This window comes from Sphingopyxis terrae subsp. terrae NBRC 15098 (assembly GCF_001610975.1).
Classification (GTDB): Bacteria; Pseudomonadota; Alphaproteobacteria; order Sphingomonadales; family Sphingomonadaceae; genus Sphingopyxis; species Sphingopyxis terrae_A.
Genome location: NZ_CP013342.1, coordinates 3,174,639 through 3,194,080, shown reverse-complemented (window position 1 = coordinate 3,194,080; position 19,442 = coordinate 3,174,639). Strand labels below are relative to the sequence as shown.

Below are 19,442 nucleotides of genomic sequence, written 5' to 3'. Positions count from 1 at the left end.
CACCATTTTAACCAGAAATTACCCTTTTTCCGCGAGGACGGCTCCCAAGGACCAGCAATTATGGAGCCAATTCGATGATGAAAGCGCCTGTGGGGGGCGCGAAGCATCAGCTTCTTCGACCCTCTTATTCCGCCCTATTGCTTTGCGCGCTCGCCCTGCCGATGCAGGCGCATGCCGCCGGTACGGTAGCCGGATCGACCATCAGCAACACCGCCAGCGCCAGCTTCGACAACGGAGCGGGGACGCAGACGATCGATTCGAACACGGTCAACCTGCGCGTCGACGAACTGCTCGACGTGACGGTTGCCTCGAACAACCCGTCGGATGTCGCAACCACGCCCGGCGGGACCAACCAGCTGCTTACGTTCACCGTGACCAACACCGGCAACGGGCAGGAAGCCTTCGGGCTCAGCACGATCGCCAATGTCGGCGGCGACAATTACGACCCGACCATCACCGGCATCTATATCGACAATGGCGACGGCATCTTCGATCCCGCCACCGACACGCTCTATACCGCCGGGTCGAACGATCCGGTGCTCAACCCCGACCAGAGCGCGCGCATTTTCATCGTTGCGACGACGCCGGGGACGGTCGCCGACAATGATCGCGGCATCGTGACGCTGGTCGCGGCGGCCAAGACCGGCACCGGCGCCCCGGGCACCACCTTCGCGGGCCAGGGCCAGGGCGGCGGCGATGCGGTCGTCGGTTCAACCGGCGCCGACGGGCAGGACAATGGCGCCTACAAGGTGTCGGCGGCCACCGTCACGCTCGTCAAATCGGCGGTCGTCGCCGATCCGTTCGGCGGCAGCGAGCCCGTTCCGGGCGCGACGATCACCTACACGATCACCGCGACGGTCGCCGGCACGGGGTCGGTCGGCGGTCTTGCGATCACCGACAATATTCCGGCCGACACATCCTATGTCACCGGCTCGATCACTCTTGGCGGTGCGCCGCTGAGCGATGCGAGCGACGCCGACGCCGGCGACTACAACGGCACACGGATCCGCGTGCAACTCGGCACCGTCGCGGGCGGCCAGACCCGCACCGTTACCTTCAAGACCAAGATCGACTGATGGAGATTCGCATGCGCAAGGCTCTTTTCCTTCTGATCGCCGCCCTCGCACCGGCACAGGCGTTCGCCGCCAACCAGGTCGCGCTCGACAATAATGTCTTCGTCGAGCGGGTGACGACCGACGCGGCCGGCAAGCAGCGCGTCCTGCTCGAGGAACCGAAGGTCGTCGTTCCTGGCGACCGGCTGGTCTTCGTGCTCAACTATCGCAACGCGGGCGCGCAGCCTGCCGACAAGTTCGTCATCACCAATCCGATGCCCTCAGCGGTCCGTTTTGCGGGCGCCGGCGATACGCCGCCGCTCGTCTCGGTCGATGGCGGCAAGATGTGGGGACAGCTCGCCGATCTGACCGTGCCGATGGCCGACGGAACGCGCCGCCCGGCGCAGCCCGCCGATGTCACACACGTTCGCTGGGCGTTCCAGAAGCCGATCCCGGCAGGAGCGACCGGCAAGCTCATCTTCAGGGGGGTCGTAAAATAACCCTCTGATCATAACCGCTTAAAGGTCACCGGCGGTGGGGCAATAGGGGACCGAACAGCCTGGAGTTCAGCTATGACCAGCAAGCTGACTTATGTGGGCGCCATCGGAATGACAGCGATCGCGTTGATCGCTGCCAGCCCGGCCTATGCGGCCGGCACGACCGCGGGCACCACCATTACGAATAACGTCACCGTCGACTATCAGGTCGGCGGCGTCGCACAGGGCCAGCAGACCGCGTCGAACAGCTTCGTCGTCGACCGCAAGATCAATCTGCTTGTCGAAGAAGTGGGCAGCGTCACGACCGAGGTCGTGCCGGGGCAAAGCAATGCCGTCACGACGTTCCAGTTGACGAATACGTCGAACGAAGTGCTCGATTTCGCACTGACGGCCAGCCAGATCGCTGGCGGGACGGCTGCGCATGGCGGCACCGACAGCTTCGATGTGAGCAACGTCCGCATCTACCGCGACAATATATCGTCGGGTACGGTCGGCAGCTTCGATGCGGCCGATACGCTCGTCACCTATATCGACGAGCTTGCAACCGATACGCCGATCCGGCTGTTCGTCGTCGCCGACGTCCCGGCCGGTCTTTCCACCGGTGCTGTTGCGGGCGTCCAGCTGCGCGCGACGGCACGCGAAGGTGGGGCTTCGGGCACGCAGGGCGCCGCGATTACGCAGACTGCCGGGGCCAATACGGCCGCCAAGGACACTGTCTTTGCGGACGTCGCCGGGGTGAATGACGCCAATCGCGACGCGTCGCATAGCGCCGCCGACGATTATACGGTCAAGACCGCGACACTCACTGTAACCAAGACCAGCCGCGTGGTCGACGATCCGTTCAACGGAACGACGAATCCGAAGCTGATCCCGGGCGCGACGGTGGAATATTGCATCCTCGTCGCCAACGCCGCGGGCGGTGCCAGCGCCACGTCGGTCGCAATCAACGACAGCGTCCCGACGCAGTTGACCTATGTCGCCGGTTCGGCGCGGGTCAACGGCACGGTTACGGCAGGCACCTGCAACACCGACGGCGTTGCGGCAGGGACCAACTATGCCGCGCCGGTCGTGTCGGGCACCGTTGCGACGGTGGCCGCGGGCGACACGCGCACCCTGTTGTTCCGCGCGACCGTCAACTGACAGGACCAGTGAAGGGGGCGGCGGCGCGCATGGCGCGGCACCGTCCCCTTCAGGACCGGCAATGACCTTCGGCTCGAAAACCCTCTCCTATGTGACCGCCTTGGTCGCGGCAGCCTTGCTGCCTGCGGCACCCGCGGCGCATGCGCAGGTGATTTCGAATACCGCATCGGCGCAGTGGACGGGCAGCGGCGGCGCCACGCAAACGCTTTCCAATCGCGTCGATGTGACGGTGCTTGCAAGGCCGCCCGAGCAGCCGGTCATCAGCACCTACCGCCTGGTCGACAGCGGAGGCAACAAGTCGGTTCCGGTCGTTCCGACGCCCTGCGGCGGGTCGATCATCGCCGCCCAGGGCCTGAGCGCCGCCAGCGCGGGCCAACTCATCCAGCTTGCCGGACCCTATGCCGGCCTTCCGACCAACCCGGCGTCGCTGCAGAGCACCGCCAGCTTCCGCGCGGGCGAAATGCTTGTTGTCGGCGTCACCCTCGCCTCCGCAAATACCGATCCGGCGCAGCGCGACCTGCTGCCCGTCAGCATCGACTTGCAGAATGGCGATCATGAACAGATCACGCTGACCGAAACCGCACCAAACAGCGGCGAATTTGTCGGTATCATCAACACGATCGGCGTTCCGCCCGCCGTGGTTGCCGGCGATTGCCGCCTGTCGGTCACGCCGGGTGCGCCAATTCAGGTCCGCGTCACCGATCGCGCCAATGCGAGCCTTGTCGCCATCGCGACGATCGACTTTCTGGTCGATCCCTTCGGCATCGTCTTCGACAGCGGCGATGGTTCGCCCGTCGCGGGCAGCCGCGTCACGCTGATCGACGCAGCAACCGGCCAGCCGGCGCAGGTGTTCGGCGACGATGGAACCTCCTCCTACCCGTCCACGGTCGTCACCGGGCAGAATGTCACCGACAGCGGTGGCACGGTCTATACCTTCCCCGCGGGCGACTATCGCTTTCCGTTCGTTGCGCCCGGCACCTATCGACTGCTCGTCGAACCGCCCGCGCCTTACACCGCGCCCTCGGCTTCCAGCCCTGCGGATCTTGCGAGCTTGCGCCGTCCCGATGACGGTCAGCCCTTCACGATCACCGACGCGAGCTACAGCCGCGCCTTCACGCTTTCCAGCCCTGCCCCGGTGCGGGTCGATATTCCCGTCGATCAGCCCGGCCAGCCATTGGTGATCGCCAAGACGACTTCGACGCAGGTCGCGGTGCCTGGCGATGTCGTCCAGTATCGCATTACGGTGTCGAACCGCGATGCGCGGCGGACGACCGGTGCGGTGACGGTCGGCGATCAATTGCCGGCCGGGATGCGCCTTCGCGCCGATACGGTCCGCATCGACGGCACGCGCGTCGACCCCACCGTCGCAGCCGACGGGCGCAGCTTCAGCGTCGCCCTCCCCGCAATTGCGCCCTCGGCGTCGGTGCTGCTGACCTATGTCGCCGAAGTCACCGTTTCGGCGCAGCCGGGCAGCGCGCTCAATCGCGCGACGGCGCAGGACAACCGCGGGACCGTCAGCAATGTCGCCGAAGCGACGATCGCGATCAAACGCGACCAGCTTGGCGACCGTATGACGATCATCGGCCGTATCACCGACGGCGGCTGCGCCGTCGACCCGGGCAAGGCGCGCGGAATCGGCGGCGTCCGCGTGATGCTCCAGGACGGCAGCTACACCGTCACCGACGAGGATGGGCGCTATCATTTCGAAGGCGTTCGCCCCGGCCTGCACGTCGTCCAGATCGATCCTTCGACCCTTCCGCTCGATCGCGCGCCGGTCGATTGCGCCCGCTCGACCGTCGATGCCGGCAGTGCGATCTCGCGCTTCGTCGAAGGTCGCGGCGGTTCGCTGAAGCGCGCCGATTTCCGCGCCGCGATAAGCGCGCCGCGCGCCGCCCCGGCAACCAATCCTGCCGAAACCCGCAAAACCCTCAGCGATCCCGAAGCCGCAGGTGCCAATCGCGACTGGCTTGCCGGCCAGGCACCCGGCATCGGCTGGTTGTTCCCCGAACCCGATCATAATCCGCGCGCCAAGTCGATCCGCGCCGCTGTCAAGCATCTGCCGGGACAGCGCGTGACGCTCAGCATCAATGGCAATCCGGTCAATGCGCTCAATTTCGAGGGCGTCAGCAAGTCGGCCGACGGGAGCGTCGCCGTCAGCGTCTGGCGCGGGATCGAGATTGCCGAGGGTGAGAATCGCCTCGAAGCAAAGGTCGAGGATGCGAACGGCGCGCCATTGCAGACGATCGAGCGCAATGTCCATTATTCGATCACGCCGATGCGCGCGACGCTGGTGCGCGACAAATCGGTGCTTGTGGCGGACGGTGTCACGCGCCCGGTGATCGCGGTGCGTCTGACCGATCGAGACGGCAAGCCGATCCGCGCGGGACTGACGGGCGATTTCAGCGTCCCCGCACCCTATTACCCGGCGGTCGAGGCCGAAGCGCAGCAGGCGCGCCAGCTTGCCGGGCTCGAACGCGCGCAGCCGGTCTGGAAGACCGAAGGCGACGACGGGCTGGCCTTCATCGAGCTCGAACCGACGACCGCTTCGGGAACACTGACGATCGATTTCCGCTTTCGCGACACCAAGGTCGAGCGCCAGCAAACGATCGAAACCTGGCTCGATCCGGGCAATCGCCCGTGGACGGTGGTGGGCTTTGCGGCTGGAACGCTCGGCTACAATACGCTGGACGACAGGATGGAAGCGGTCGCGGAGAAGCTCGACGACCTCAACGCCGACGCCCGGCTCGCGCTCTATGCCAAGGGCCGCATCCAGGGCAAATGGCTGATGACGCTGGCCTATGACAGCGACAAGGAACAGGACGACGCGCGATTTGGCGGCGTGATCGATCCGCGCGCCTATTACACCATTTACGCCGACCGCAACGAGACGCGCTATGATGCCGCGTCGGTCCGCAAGCTCTATCTGCGGCTCGAACGGCCGCAATTCTATGCGATGTTCGGCGATTTCGAGACGGGCATTTCGGAGCCGCAGCTCGCCCGCTATCAGCGCGCGCTCAACGGTGCCAAGGCGGAGTATCGCGGGCGCAACCTCGCCGCGACGGCCTTCGCCGCCGATACGCCCTACCGCTTCCGCCGCGACGAGATTCAGGGCAATGGCCTGACCGGCCCCTATCAGCTCGCTGCGCGGGACATTCTGCCGAACAGCGACCGCATCACGATCGAAACGCGCGACCGGCTGCACAGCGAACGCATCGTCGACAGCAAGACGCTGACGCGCAACATCGACTATGACATCGATTACGCCGCTGGCACGCTGCGCTTTCGCGAGCCGATACTCAGCCGGTCCTCGGCGCTAGATCCGCAGTTTATCGTAGCCGAATATGAAGTCGATGGCGTCGGCGAACGCGTGCTCAATGCCGGCGGCCGCGTAAGCTATCGCAGCGACGACGACCGGCTGCGCGTCGGCGCGACGCTGATCCACGACGAGGATAATGATCGCAAAACCAACCTCGGCGGCGTCGATGCGCGCTTCCGGCCCGATACCGACACCGAGGTTCGCGCCGAAATCGCGGTCAGCGACGCCAGCAGCAAGGCGGGCAGCAGCAACAGCAGTGCCACCGGAACCGCGAAGGCGTGGCTGATCGAGGCCGAGCATCACAGCAGCAGCGCCGACTTCCTGGCCTATGTCCGCGAACAGGAAAGCGGATTCGGCACCGGTCAGATCAGCAGCAGCGAAAACGGCACGCGCAAGTTCGGCTTCGACGGACGGCTGCGCGTTGGACGCCAGCTTTCGGTGACGGGCAGCGCGTGGCAGGAAGATTATCTCGACACCGATGCCCGCCGCCGGGCGGCGCGCGCGCTGGTCGAATATGACAATGGCACCACGCTGCTCCGCGCCGGACTGACCCACGCCGACGACCGGCTCAGTGACGGCAGCACCAACAAATCGGACATCGTCCAGCTCGGTGCGACGCAGCGGCTGTTCGACAAGCGCCTCGAACTCGACGCGCAGAGCGAATTCGCCCTGGGCGGACAGGATGCAAGCGTCGATTTCCCGACCCGTCAGCGGCTCGGCGCGCGGTTCGCGATCACGCGCGACGTCAATCTGGTCGGTAGCTACGAAATCGCCGACGGCAGCAGTGTGAAGGCCCGCACCGCGCGGCTGGGCTTCGACCTCGCGCCATGGGCCGGGGCACGCCTGCTCGCGACCGCGAACCAGCAGGATATCAGCGAATATGGCCCGCGCAGCTTTGCGGCCTATGGCCTGTCGCAGTCGCTGCGGCTCGGCGAGCGTTGGTCGGTCGATCTGTCGGTCGACGGAAACCGCACCTTGGGCGGTATCCGCGCGGGCGATGTGTTGAACGCGGGTCAGCCTGCGGCGTCGGGTGGTTTCCTTGCGGGCAACGGGACGCTGACCGAGGATTTCGTGGCGGTCAGCACCGGCGCCACCTATCGCGCCGATCGCTGGACGATCACGGGCCGCGCCGAATATCGCGATGGCGAGCTTGCCAATCGCTATGGCCTCACGCTCGGCGGGCTGCGCCAGCTTGGCGAAGGCCGGGCGCTCGGTGCGCTCTTCACCTATGCGAAGGCCAGCGGTGCCGGCACCACGCCGTCGACTGAAGTGATCCAGTTTGAACTCAGCTGGGCGCATCGTCCCGCCGATTCGCGGCTGTCCTGGCTCAACAAGACCGAAGTCCGTTCGGACAAGGTGCGCGATGCAGTCGCGGGTCAGGCCGGGCCGATCGGCGGCGCCGCGCTGACAATCGATGGCGATGCCACCAGCCGCCGCGTCATCAACAGCCTGTCGGTCAACTGGTCGCCGCTCGGTGATCGCGGCGATCGGCGCGACGGCGATGGGCTATGGTATGAACGCGGCGAATTCGGCTTCTTCTGGGGCACGCGCTATAATTTCGACCGCTTCGGCGCCGATGACGTCAAAGGCTGGTCGAACATGTTCGGCGCCGACTTCCGCTTCAACCTGGGCGAGCATGTCGATGTCGGCGCCTCGGGCAGCGTTCGCGTCGGAACCGGCGGCGATACCGTCGCCTGGGCCGCCGGCCCGACGCTGACTCTCGCGCCGATGACCAATGCGAATGTCACCTTCGGCTATAATTTCGCGGGCTTCCACGACCGCGATTTCGAGGACGCGCGCTCCGCCCGCTCGGGCGCCTATGTGACCTTCAAGCTGAAGTTCGACCAGACGAGCTTTGCCGGGCTGGGATTGTAACGCAGCTTGGATAGCCGTCATTGCGAGCGCAGCGAAGCTCCTCGCAATGACGACATAGACTCAGTCCGCGAACAGCAGAACCGGCGTCTCGATCAGCTTCTTGAGCGCCTGCACATAGCTTGCGGCGTCCCAGCCATCGACAACGCGGTGGTCGCAACTGATCGACAGGTTCATCAGCTTGGCGCGGCGGATGTCGTCGCCGTCGAAAACCGGGCGTTCGACGATCTTGTTCGGGCCGATGATAGCGACTTCGGGCCGGTTGATCACCGGGGTCGTCGCGATGCCGCCGAGCGGGCCGAGCGAGGTGACGGTCAGCGTGCCCCCCGTCAGTTCCTCGACCTTCGCCTTGCCCGTGCGTGCGGCCTCCGCCAACCGGCCGATTTCGCTCGCGAGCTGCCACACATTCTTGTCCTGTGCGTCGCGGATCACCGGGACCATCAGTCCGGCATCGGTCTGCGTCGCCATGCCGAGATGGACGGCACCATGCCGCGTCACAACACCCGCTTCGTCGTCGTAACGCGCGTTGATCATGGGAAATTCGGGAATCGTGCGGCAGATCGCGACGATCAGGAACGGCAGCATCGTGAGCTTCGGCCGGCCGCCGCGATTGGCATTGAGGTCGGCGCGCATCGCTTCGAGCGCGGTGACGTCCATTTCCTCGACATAGGTGAAGTGCGGGATCGCGCGCTTCGACGCCGCCATATTCTCGGCGATCTTGCGGCGCATGCCGATGACCTTGACCGGTTCGTCGGCGCGCGCACGGCTGGCGCCCGGGGCGTGATAGCCCTGCCCGCCGCTATAGCGGAGAAATGCGTCGAGATCGGCATGGCGAATGCGGTCGCCGTCGGAATGGACCTGCCCCAGATCGATGCCCAAATCCTTCGCCCGGGCGCGAACGGCCGGCGATGCGAGGATGGCTCTACCCTGTTCCGTTCGGGCTGGGCTTGTCGAAGCCCCGTCCTTTTTTTCAACGGTGGAAGACAAGGACGGCGCTTCGACAGGCTCCGGGCGAACGGCTTGGAGGGACGGCGGCGCTTCCGCCACCGCAGCCCCTTCTACACCCGGCGTTTCGGCCGCGATGTCCTCTTCGAATTCCTCTTCGGCGATCATGTCTTCGACCGCGGCTTCGCCGTCGGTTTCGATCACCGCCAGCGTCGAGCCGATCGAAACCATTTCGCCGACGTCACCGGCGAGTTCGACAACGACCCCCGACACGGGCGATTCCATTTCGACCGTCGCCTTGTCGGTCATCATGTCGGCCAGTTGGGCGTCCTCCTCGACGCGCTCGCCGATCTTGACGTGCCAGGCGACAATCTCGGCCTCGGCGATGCCCTCGCCAATGTCGGGCAGGCGAAATGAATAGCGAGCCATGGCGGTCAATCCTTCATGATCTTTTCGAGCGCGGTCGCGATGCGCACCGGCCCGGGGAAATAAGCCCATTCGAGGCTGTGGGGGTAAGGCGTGTCGAAACCCGTCACGCGCTCAACCGGCGCCTCGAGATGATAGAAGCAGCGTTCCTGAACGAGCGCCGCCAGTTCGGCGCCAAAGCCTGAGGTGCGCGTCGCTTCATGGATGATGAGGCAGCGCCCGGTCTTCTTTACCGAGGTTTCGATCGCATCGATGTCGAGCGGCAGCAGCGTCCGCAGGTCGAGGATTTCGGCGTCGACGCCCATCTCCTCGATCACCGTCTTGGCGACGTGGACCATCGTGCCATAGGCGAGCACCGTCACCGCCTCGCCGGCGCGTACCGTCGCCGCCTTGCCGAGTTCGATGCGATAATAATCTTCGGGGACCGCGCTCGCATCATGCTTCGACCAGGGTTCGACCGGGCGGTCGTAATAGCCGCTGAACGGGCCATTGTAGATACGTTTGGGTTCGAGGAAGACGACGGGGTCGTTATCCTCGATCGCTGCGATCAACAGGCCCTTGGCATCATAGGGGTTCGACGGAATGACCGTCTTCACGCCGCAGATATGCGTCATGATGCTTTCGGGCGACTGGCTGTGCGTCTGGCCGCCAAAAATGCCGCCACCGAACGGCGTGCGTACCGTCATCGGGCAGATAAAATCGTTCGCTGAACGATAGCGCAGCCGCGCCGCCTCGCTCACGAGTTGGTCGAGCCCGGGGTAGATATAGTCGGCAAACTGGATTTCGGGGACCGGACGCAGGCCATAAGCGCCCATGCCGACGGCGACGCCGATGATGCCGCATTCGTTGATGGGGGTATCGAAAACACGCGTCTTGCCGTGCTTTTTCTGCAGGCCCGCGGTGGCGCGAAAGACGCCGCCGAAAAAGCCGACGTCCTCACCCATCACGACGGTGTTAGGATCGCGTTCGAGCATGATGTCCATGGCGCTGTTGATCGCCTCGATCATGTTCATCGTCTTGGTCTGGGTTTCGCCGGCCATCATTCGGGCTTCCAATTGGGGCCGAACTTCTTTTCCTGTTCGGCCAGCATTTGATCGCACTGCTCCTTGAGATGCCAAGGCATTTGCTCGAAGACATCCTCAAACATCGTTTCGAAAGGCTGGTGCATGCCGTGACCCAGAATCCCGAGCTTTTCCGACTGCTTCTGCGTCGTCTTTACCAAATCGTCGAGCTCGGCGCGCAGCGCATCATGCTGGGCATCGTCCCATTCGCCTAGCGCGATCAGATGCTGCTTCATGCGCGCGATCGGATCGCCGAACGGCCAGGCGCTCGCTTCCTGCGCTGCGCGATAGGCACTCGGGTCGTCCGAGGTGCTGTGCCCTTCGGCGCGATAGGTGAAATGTTCGATCAGCGTCGGACCGTTATTCGTCCGCGCCCGGTCAGCCGCCCATTGCGTCGCGGCATAGACGGCAAGCGGGTCATTGCCGTCGACGCGCAGGCCGGCGATGCCATAGCCGACGGCGCGCGCCGCAAAAGTCGTCCGCTCACCCCCGGCAAAACCCGAAAAGCTGGAAATCGCCCACTGGTTGTTGACGACGTTGAAGATGACCGGCGCGTTATAGACGGTCGCAAAGGTTAGCGCCGAATGGAAATCGCCTTCGGCCGACGACCCTTCGCCGCACCACACGGTCGCGATGCGGCTGTCGCCCTTCGAGGCCGATGCCATCGCCCAGCCGACTGCTTGGGGATATTGCGTCGCGAGATTGCCCGAAACGCTGAAAAACCCGTGCTCGGGCGCCGAATACATGATCGGCAATTGCCGCCCGAGCAGATGGTCGCCGCGGTTCGAATAGATCTGGTTCATCATCTGGATCAGCGGATAATCGCGCGCGATCAAGATGCCTTGCTGGCGGTAGCTGGGAAAGCACATATCGGCGCGGTCGATCGCCATCGTCGAGGCGACCGAGGTCGCCTCCTCGCCGGTGCATTTCATGTAAAAGCTGGTCTTGCCCTGGCGCTGGGCGCGGAACATGCGGTCATCGAAGGCGCGGACGAGCATCATGTAACGCAGCATCGCCCGCAACCGTTCGGCGCTGAGCTTCGGATCCCACGCGCCCTTCGCCTGCCCGTCAAAATCGAGCACGCGGACAAGGCCGTAGCACATATCGCGCATCGCATCGGGCTTGGTCGCTTCGCCCGGACGCGGGGTCGCCTCGACCGCCGGAACATCGATATCGCCAAAGTCGGGCGTGTCGCCGGGGCGATAGCGGGGTTCGGGAATATGGAGCGACAGCGGCGGCAGATTGCTCGCCGGGCGCCGATGCGTTTCGGGCATATCTTCGTCCCTTCAGGGCGCGAATCGCCGCGCCGTTATATTTCAATTGGACGACATATTATTACTTCCTGCATAGCAATGCAATGGCGGCCTCTCAGACCGCGACGGGCGCGGAAATGTGCGCCTGCGGGGCGTAATTCTCGACCGCGAAATCGTCGAACGCATAATCGAAAATGCTCGAAGCCTGCCGAAGGATGCGCAATCGCGGTGCGCCCGATGGAACGCGCCGAAGCTGCTGCTCCACGAGCTCTGCGTGATTGAGGTAAAGATGGACGTCGCCGCCGGTCCACACCAGTTCATGGGCATGAAGACCGCATTGCGCCGCAACCATCCGCGTCAGCAGCGCGGCTTCGAATATGTTGAAGGCAAAACCCAGGCCCAGGTCGCACGACCGCTGGAACAGAAGGCACGACAGTCCGCCGTCGCTCCGCACATGAAACTGATAGGTCATGTGACAGGGCGGCAGCGCCATGCGGTCGAGATCGGCGACATTCCAGCCTGTGAAGATATGCCGGCGCGATCCGGGGTTGTTGCGGAGCGAGTCGATCAGCGCGGCGATCTGGTTGTGCCCCTGTTCCGCGCGGCGGAACAGCCCCTCGCCCGCCGGCTCATAGCGCGGCCAATTGACCCACTGATGACCATAGACCGGCCCCAGATCGCCCCACGCCGCCGCGAAATCAGGATCGGCGACGATCCGCGCCTCGAACGCTTCGGCGTCGATCTGCTCGCCCGTCGCGCGGCGATATTTCTCGAGCGGCCAGTCGGTCCATATGCGGACGCCCTGCGCAACAAGCGGTCGGATATTGGTGTCGCCGGTCAGGAACCACAACAGCTCGCGCAGCGCCGTTTTCCAGTACACGCGCTTGGTTGTGAGCAAGGGAATGGCATCGTCGCGCAGCGAAAAGCGCATCGTTTCGCCGAACAGCGAGCGCGTCCCGACCCCGGTGCGGTCGACGCGTTCGTCGCCTTCGGTCCATATCCGACGCATCAAGTCGAGATATTGAAGTTCATAATGGATGGATTCGGACAAGACTCGCTCCCGGCATTGCGGCCTCTTTGCTAGGCGGCAGCGGCGCGCCTCGCAAGCGCCCCGCCCGACCTTGCACCGTTTCGGCCCAGTCCCGGCTTGGCGCGGACCGCCCTGGAGCGCAGATTTCGGCTATGGCGCTCGCTTTCCCACCTGCCCGCCCCTTCGATGGCACGACGCTGAGCGGCTTCGTCGATCGCGACGCGGAGGACGCGGTGGCCCGGGATCTGCTGCGCGCCGAGTTCCCCGCTGACCGCGAGCGGCTGATCCGGCCGGATTCGATGGTTTCGGACGCCTGATGCGGATCGAATGCTGCGAAGGCGGTATCGACGGCCGTTGCACGATCGCCCCTGCCTGCTGGCACCGGCTGATCGGCCGGGGCGCCGCGACCGTGTTGATGGCGCATAATCATCCATCGGGCTGCGCCTACCCGAGCGAAGCCGATCTGGCGGCGACCGGCGAGGCGATGGATTTTCTCCGCCGAATCGCCGTCGATTTGACCGATCATCTGATCTTCGTCGATCATGGTCATTTCAGCTTTCGCCGCGCGCAATTGCTCTAAATCGGCGAATATCGCCAAAGCTGCCGATTGACGCTTGAAGTTCCGAAAAGGCGCGTCTAGAGGACCGCCCTGCCCTCGCGCCGGTCCGCCGGCGCCAGAGATCGGTCGGGGAGTAGCTCAGCCTGGTAGAGCACTGTCTTCGGGAGGCAGGGGCCGGAGGTTCGAATCCTCTCTCCCCGACCAGTTTCGCATTGCTGCAGATTTTGCACAGACGCGTCTTGTAACGTGTCGCGACCCATCCTAAATTGATCCTACGCCGCCATGGTTTTCCCCCTTTCCATCGCGGCGAGCGCCTCGTCCTAGCGGACGTGGGTGCGTCCTCCCTGGACCCTGGCCACCTCGTACTCCGGTACGAGGTGGTTTTTTATTCGGCGGCCAGCGGCAGCATGTCGCCATCGGGACGCATCTGCCCCGCCGCATCGATCAGGCCGGCGAACCAGCGTGCAAGCGCGCCCGAACGGGCCGCATCGACGCTCTTGTCGGGGTGCAGATAGAGGCTCCGGTCGATTTCGATCTGAACCGCGTGGACGCCCGCCAGCGGTCGCCCGTGCGTCCGCACGATATGCCCACCCGCATAGGGCTGGTTGCGCGTCACGGCGACGCCGAGCCGTGCGGCACTGTCGAGAAGCAGGTCGGACAGCCACTCGCCCGCGGACGTGCCGAAGCGATCGCCGATCACGATGCGCGCCCCATGACCTGGCTGTCCGGACGGAATCGAAGGCATGCTGTGCAGGTCGATCAGAATGGCGTGGCCGAAGCGATCACGCGCCGCAGCGAGTTCTTCGGCAATTGCTGCATGATAGGGCCGATGCAGCGATTCGAGACGCCAGTGCAGCGCGGCCCGGTCGATCGGACGTTTCCACAATGTACCGCAGTCGGCGAGCCGCGTCGGCACGACGCCCAGCCCGGCGCGCTCCTTGCGGCCCGGCGCCGAAAATTGTGCGCGAAGCGGCACTGCGACCTCGGCGGGCGCCATCTGCCCCTCGCCGCGATTGCAATCGGCGACAGCGCGCGCCCACAGCGCCTGCACCACTGTCGCGCCGGCCTCGACCGCACCCGCCGCGATGACATCGCACCAGCGATCCTCCAGCCGCTCGAGATCGGCGATCGGCACGCGCGCCGCTGCAAGTATTTCAGGCGGATAGAGGCGCCCGGCATGCGGGATCGACACGACGACGGAGCCTGGCGCGTCGGGACGTTGGACCGCGATTGCGGCGGGCGGAAGGGTGCGGTGGGGCATCGATATGAGAGGGTGGCAAAAAAGCGCCGACGAATCCAGCGGCGCGGGAATTTGTTAAATCTCTCCCGCTATGACACAGTTTCATTCGAGGGGTGCGGTACGCGCGATTACACGGTCGGGCGCAGCCGGAAGACAGAGGCAGAATTTTACGATGATCCGCATCTTGCTCGCCGAAGATGATGATGTGATGCGCGAATATCTGGCGCGGGCGCTGACCAGCGCGGGTTATCATGTGACCGCGGTCGACCGCGGGACCGAAGCGGTCCCCTATATCGATTCGGGCACATTCGACCTGCTCCTCTCCGACATCGTGATGCCCGAAATGGATGGTATCGAGCTGGCGCAGCACACCGCAAAGGCGGCGCCGCAAACGCAGGTGATGTTCATCACCGGATTCGCGGCGGTATCGCTGCGCGCCGAAGAGAATGTCCCGCAAGCCAAGCTGCTGTCCAAGCCCTTTCACCTCAAGGATCTGGTGCGCGAGGTCGATATGCTTTTCGGCCGCGCCGATCGCAGCAACCAACAATAATTTCAACTTTGCGCGCGAAGGGCTTGCCAGCCTGCGCCGAGGCCTTTAAGGGGCGCGTCACCCCAAAACGTGTGGGCGTGTAGCTCAGTGGTAGAGCACTGTGTTGACATCGCAGGGGTCGCAAGTTCAATCCTTGCCACGCCCACCATTTTCCTCCCTTTCGATTGGCCCTGATCCCGTCGCCGGGTGGCGGCAGACCATGATCTGCCGTATCGCAGACATCATGAACATCGACATATTTCGGCGGATCGGAATCGTAGGATCGGGCCGCGTAGCGCGCGCCTTGGCGCTCGGACTGAAGCCCGCGTCGCACAAACCGCCCTTGCTATGGGGACGTTCGCCCGAACAACTGGCCGAAGCGGAGCGGCAAGTCGATGGCATCGAAACCACCCCCAACCTTGGGGCACTCGTCCAAACATGCGATGCGATTGCGATCGCCGTTGCCGATGACGCCCTTTCCGGCATCGTGGCCACGTTGGCGGCCGAAGCATCCAAGACGCCGTCCTCGCCTTTCGTTTTCCACGTCAGCGGCCGTAGCGGAGCCGCGCCTCTGGCGCCGCTGCGCGATGCGGGCTGGCTGACGGCCGCTATCCATCCGGCGATGACCTTCACGGGCAACCCGCCGGGTGAAGTCGCGCGGATGGCGGGCGCGCGCTTTGCGATCACCGGCTCAAGCGTCGACGCAGCCGTGCAAGCCAGGCGGGTCGTCGGCCTGCTCGGCGGTGTTGCGGTCGAAATTCCCGAAGAGCGCCGCGCGCTTTATCACGCGGCGCTCTGCCACGCGTCGAACCATCTCGTGACGCTGATTGCCGATGCCGCGCAGGCTCTTGAACGCGCGGGAGTCGCCGCGCCGCGCGCGCTGCTCGCGCCGCTGGTGCAGGCTGCTCTGGACAACAGCCTCGACCGCGGGTTCGGTGCCCTTTCGGGACCGTTGCTGCGTGGCGACGTTCAGACGATCCGTGATCATGTTGCGGCGCTTGCCGCGCATGATCCCGACCTTGTCGCCGCATATCGGGCGATGGCGGTTGCCACGATAGACCGGCTCGAACACGAGGGCGCCCGGCCCGACGCAGCGCTGCGCCGCGCACTGGACAGCAGCGGCGCTGTTCCCTAATCGTTCGCGCATAATGGATACCCCCTCATCCCTCCCCGAATTGCCGCCGCCCTCGCCGTCAGATCCGCCCTATCTGCAGGGCCTGAACGGCCCGCAGCGGCAGGCCGTTCTCACCACCGAAGGTCCAGTGCTGATGCTCGCCGGGGCCGGCACGGGCAAGACCGCCGCACTGACGGCACGGCTGGCGCATATCATCGCGACGCGGCGCGCCTGGCCGTCGGAAATCCTGGCCGTCACCTTCACCAACAGGGCAGCGCGCGAGATGCGCGAACGCATCGGACGGATGATCGGCGACGCGGTCGAGGGCATGCCCTGGCTGGGCACTTTTCACAGCATCTGCGCAAAAATGCTGCGCCGTCACGCCGAACTCGTCGGCCTGCAAAGCAATTTCACCATCCTCGACACCGACGACCAGCTTCGCGTGCTCAAGCAGATCATCCAGACCGAGGGACTCGATGAAAAGCGCTGGCCGGCGCGCCAGCTCGCGGCGCTGATCGACAAGTGGAAGAACCGCGGCCTGACGCCGCCCGACCTCGATGCGGGTGACAAGGAAGCCTATGCCGACGGCAAGGGCGGCCATTTCTATGCGCTGTATCAGGCGCGGCTGAAGACGCTCAACGCCTGCGATTTCGGCGACCTGCTGCTGCACATGCTGGTGATCCTGAAAAATCACCGCGATGTGCTCGAACATTATCAGCAGCGCTTCAAATATATCCTCGTCGATGAATATCAGGATACCAACGCCAGCCAGTATCTCTGGCTGCGGCTGCTGGCGCAGGCGCGCAAGAATATCTGCTGCGTCGGCGACGACGACCAGTCGATCTATTCGTGGCGCGGCGCCGAGGTCGCGAACATCCTGCGCTTCGAAAAGGACTTTCCCGGCGCGACGGTAATCCGGCTCGAGCAGAATTACCGATCGACCCCGCAGATATTGGCGGCCGCGTCGGCGCTGATTGCGCAGAACAGCGACCGCCTCGGCAAGACGCTGTGGACCGAACTCGATGCGGGCGACAAGGTGCGCGTCGTCGGCGTGTGGGACGGCCCCGAGGAAGCGCGGCGGATCGGCGAGGAACTGGAAGATTTGCAACGCCGGCGGGTTTCACTTGACCGTGCCGCCATCCTCGTCCGCGCGCAGTTCCAGACCCGCGAATTCGAGGATCGCTTCATCGCGATCGGCATGCCCTATCGCATCGTGGGCGGCTTCCGCTTCTATGAGCGCGCCGAAATTCGCGATGCGCTCGCCTATTTGCGCCTCGTCCAGTCGCCAGCCGACGATCTGGCGTTCGAGCGGATCGTCAATGTCCCGAAGCGCGGGCTGGGCGACAAGGCGGTGGCGCGTATCCACCAGTTCGCACGGATCGACCGGACCCCGCTGTTCCATGCGGCGTCACGGATTACCGAAACCGACGAGCTGACTCCGCAGGCGCGGCGCCAGCTCGCCAATTTCGTTGCGATGATGCGCGGCTGGCAATCGAAGGCGGGCGAGCTATCGCACCCCGAGCTGACGCAGCTCATCCTCGACGAATCGGGCTATACCGCAATGCTGCAGGCCGATCGCAGCGCCGAGGCGGCGGGCCGGCTTGAAAACCTCTCCGAACTCGTTCGCGCGATGGAAGAGTATGACTCGCTCGAAGCCTTTCTCGAGCATGTCAGCCTGGTGATGGACCGCGACAATGACGACCAGACCGAAACGGTGACGATCATGACGATCCACGCCGCCAAGGGCCTCGAGTTCGATCATGTCTTCCTCGCCGGCTGGGAAGACGGGGTCTTTCCGTCGCAACGCGCGATGGATGAGGGCGGGACGGCGAGCCTGGAAGAGGAACGCCGGCTGGCCTATGTCGCGATCACCCGCGCTCGTCGGCGCGCCAGCATCTATCATGCCGCGAACCGGCGTATCTACGGCCAGTGGATGAGCAGCATCCCGAGCCGCTTCATCGGCGAAATCCCGCCCGAGCATGTGGCGAGCGAGAACAGCTTCGGCGGTGGCCAGAGCCTTTGGCGGGCCAACTGGGCGGCGCAGGGCGATCCTTTTGCGCATGTTGCCGAACGCCAGCCCGCCCGCACCATGACGCGCGGCCCGGCATGGCAGCGCGCGGTCGCCCAATCATCGACCGTCACCCGCGCGCCCGCGCCATCCGAGCGAGCGCCCGCCGCATCGGTGGGAGCCAAGCCGCGCGCCGACCTCGCCATCGGTATGCGCGTGTTCCACGAAAAATTCGGCTATGGCGAAATCATCGACATCGACGGCAACAAGCTGGAGGTCGAATTCGAGCAGGCGGGCGCAAAGCGGGTGCTCGACGGCTTTGTGAGGGCGGCATGACAACCAAGGATGAATGGCTGCGCAAAGCACACGAAGCCCATGGCAGGGGCGATTCAGCCGCCGAAGCAGCGGCGCTCGACGCGCTCATTCGAGCGGATCGGAGCAACATCGCGGCGCTGATCGCGATGGCGGAACTCAAGCGTCGGCTCAATGACGAGCGTGCCGCCAGCAGCTTCTACCGCTTGGCGCTGGCAACCGCGGCCCAGGCTCGGGACGTGCATCCTGCGCTGCACCCTTCGTTGCAAAGAGCGGAGCAATATTTGTCCGATGTCGACAATGTTCTGGCCGACCACCTGTTCAACCGCCTTCACGCAGCCGGACTCGACCAACGCACCGCGACCCCGCGTGTAGCCGAGGCTCTGCGGCTATTATCGGGCGAACAACCGCTGTATCAACAGCAGCCCAACATGTTCTACTTCCCCGGCCTTGCGCAGCGGGCATTTTTTGATCGGTCGGAATTTGATTGGGTTCCCGAAGTGGAGGCGTCCACCGCCGCCATCCGCGACGAACTGCAAGCCTTGTTGAACGATCCGGGCGAACATTTTTCGCCCTATGTCGCGGCCAACCCCGATCGACCTCCGCCCAACAATCCATTGCTGGACAAGCCGGACTGGGGAGCGGCTTGGCTGTGGCAAAGTGGCGAGATTGCAAGCGGCATGGATCGCTTGTGCCCGCAAACTCTCGCAACGCTGACGCTCGCCCCGCAGCCAGTGATCCCGGGACGTGCACCCATAGCGTTGTTTTCCCGTCTCAAACCCGGAACCCACATTGCGCCACATCACGGGCTGCTTAATACTCGGCTTATTTGCCATCTGCCACTCGTAGTGCCCGATGGCTGCGGCATCCGCGTCGGCGCCGAAACGCGCGCATGGCGCGAAGGTGAATTGATGATCTTCGACGACAGCTTTGAACATGAAGCGTGGAATCGCGGCACCAGCGACCGCACAGTGCTGTTATTCGAGATATGGCGTCCCGACATCGACACCGACGAACGCGAGCAGCTCACGATGCTGTTTTCTGCCATCGACGCCTATGATGACGGTCACTGATCAAAAAATTCGAGG

The 19,442-nt window shown here is 64.6% G+C and carries 15 protein-coding genes and 2 tRNA genes; 12 read left to right on the top strand and 5 right to left on the bottom strand.

The genetic code is table 11. The features are described 5' to 3' along the window. Positions 1-74 precede the first annotated feature (74 nt). From AOA14_RS15170 to AOA14_RS15155, 4 genes are all read left to right on the top strand, one after another. Positions 75-1,076: a DUF11 domain-containing protein gene (locus tag AOA14_RS15170; protein WP_062902399.1), complete on the top strand. Its 1,002-nt coding sequence runs from the start codon at positions 75-77 to the stop codon at positions 1,074-1,076. Between the two features lie 11 nt (positions 1,077-1,087). After that, positions 1,088-1,552, top strand: a complete 465-nt coding sequence (locus AOA14_RS15165) for a hypothetical protein (protein WP_120649328.1) — start codon at positions 1,088-1,090, stop codon at positions 1,550-1,552. 72 nt (positions 1,553-1,624) lie between these two features. Continuing rightward, entirely contained in the window at positions 1,625-2,689 is a 1,065-nt protein-coding gene (locus AOA14_RS15160; RefSeq protein ID WP_062902398.1) for a DUF11 domain-containing protein, read from the top strand. A gap of 61 nt (positions 2,690-2,750) precedes the next feature. Beyond that, positions 2,751-7,880: a DUF11 domain-containing protein gene (locus AOA14_RS15155; protein WP_062902397.1), complete on the top strand. Its 5,130-nt coding sequence runs from the start codon at positions 2,751-2,753 to the stop codon at positions 7,878-7,880. A 60-nt stretch (positions 7,881-7,940) separates the two neighbouring features. On the opposite strand, the gene AOA14_RS15150 is transcribed toward AOA14_RS15155, so the two are convergent. The 4 genes from AOA14_RS15150 to thyA all read right to left on the bottom strand — a co-directional run bounded on the left by AOA14_RS15150 (position 7,941) and on the right by thyA (position 12,571). After that, a complete protein-coding gene (locus AOA14_RS15150; protein ID WP_062902396.1) occupies positions 7,941-9,251 on the bottom strand; it encodes a dihydrolipoamide acetyltransferase family protein in 1,311 nt (436 codons plus the stop codon). 5 nt (positions 9,252-9,256) lie between these two features. Then, positions 9,257-10,261, bottom strand: coding sequence for an alpha-ketoacid dehydrogenase subunit beta (locus AOA14_RS15145; protein ID WP_003051495.1), 1,005 nt, complete (start codon positions 10,259-10,261; stop codon positions 9,257-9,259). 26 nt (positions 10,262-10,287) lie between these two features. After that, positions 10,288-11,583, bottom strand: coding sequence for a 3-methyl-2-oxobutanoate dehydrogenase (2-methylpropanoyl-transferring) subunit alpha (locus AOA14_RS15140; RefSeq protein WP_062902395.1), 1,296 nt, complete (start codon positions 11,581-11,583; stop codon positions 10,288-10,290). Positions 11,584-11,677: 94 nt separating this feature from the next. Further along, positions 11,678-12,571: a thymidylate synthase gene (thyA, locus tag AOA14_RS15135; protein WP_051066456.1), complete on the bottom strand. Its 894-nt coding sequence runs from the start codon at positions 12,569-12,571 to the stop codon at positions 11,678-11,680. A gap of 173 nt (positions 12,572-12,744) precedes the next feature. On the opposite strand from thyA, the gene AOA14_RS20160 reads away from it, so the two are divergent. From AOA14_RS20160 to AOA14_RS15125, 3 genes are all read left to right on the top strand, one after another. After that, the gene (locus tag AOA14_RS20160; RefSeq protein ID WP_238929672.1) at positions 12,745-12,909 is read left to right on the top strand and encodes a hypothetical protein; all 165 of its coding nucleotides are present in this window, start codon (positions 12,745-12,747) and stop codon (positions 12,907-12,909) included. Continuing rightward, entirely contained in the window at positions 12,909-13,172 is a 264-nt protein-coding gene (locus tag AOA14_RS20155) for a JAB domain-containing protein (protein ID WP_062902394.1), read from the top strand. Before AOA14_RS20160 ends, AOA14_RS20155 begins: the two co-directional genes overlap by 1 nt. A gap of 106 nt (positions 13,173-13,278) precedes the next feature. Next, positions 13,279-13,355: transfer RNA gene (locus tag AOA14_RS15125), tRNA-Pro, on the top strand. Between the two features lie 181 nt (positions 13,356-13,536). Here AOA14_RS15125 and AOA14_RS15120 read toward each other — a convergent pair. Further along, on the bottom strand, positions 13,537-14,412 hold the full coding sequence (locus AOA14_RS15120; protein WP_234179024.1) for an N-formylglutamate amidohydrolase: 876 nt from the start codon (positions 14,410-14,412) through the stop codon (positions 13,537-13,539). A 151-nt stretch (positions 14,413-14,563) separates the two neighbouring features. Here AOA14_RS15120 and cpdR point away from each other — a divergent pair, with 151 nt between their 5' ends. The 5 genes from cpdR to AOA14_RS15095 all read left to right on the top strand — a co-directional run bounded on the left by cpdR (position 14,564) and on the right by AOA14_RS15095 (position 19,427). Next, the gene (cpdR, locus tag AOA14_RS15115; RefSeq protein WP_062764864.1) at positions 14,564-14,941 is read left to right on the top strand and encodes a cell cycle two-component system response regulator CpdR; all 378 of its coding nucleotides are present in this window, start codon (positions 14,564-14,566) and stop codon (positions 14,939-14,941) included. 73 nt (positions 14,942-15,014) lie between these two features. Continuing rightward, positions 15,015-15,089: transfer RNA gene (locus tag AOA14_RS15110), tRNA-Val, on the top strand. 51 nt (positions 15,090-15,140) lie between these two features. Beyond that, entirely contained in the window at positions 15,141-16,055 is a 915-nt protein-coding gene (locus tag AOA14_RS15105) for a Rossmann-like and DUF2520 domain-containing protein (protein ID WP_082819951.1), read from the top strand. Between the two features lie 13 nt (positions 16,056-16,068). Then, positions 16,069-18,378 (top strand): ATP-dependent helicase, encoded by a 2,310-nt coding sequence (locus AOA14_RS15100; protein ID WP_062902393.1) that lies wholly within the window; start codon positions 16,069-16,071, stop codon positions 18,376-18,378. Continuing rightward, positions 18,375-19,427: an aspartyl/asparaginyl beta-hydroxylase domain-containing protein gene (locus tag AOA14_RS15095; RefSeq protein WP_062902392.1), complete on the top strand. Its 1,053-nt coding sequence runs from the start codon at positions 18,375-18,377 to the stop codon at positions 19,425-19,427. Before AOA14_RS15100 ends, AOA14_RS15095 begins: the two co-directional genes overlap by 4 nt. Positions 19,428-19,442 lie beyond the last annotated feature (15 nt).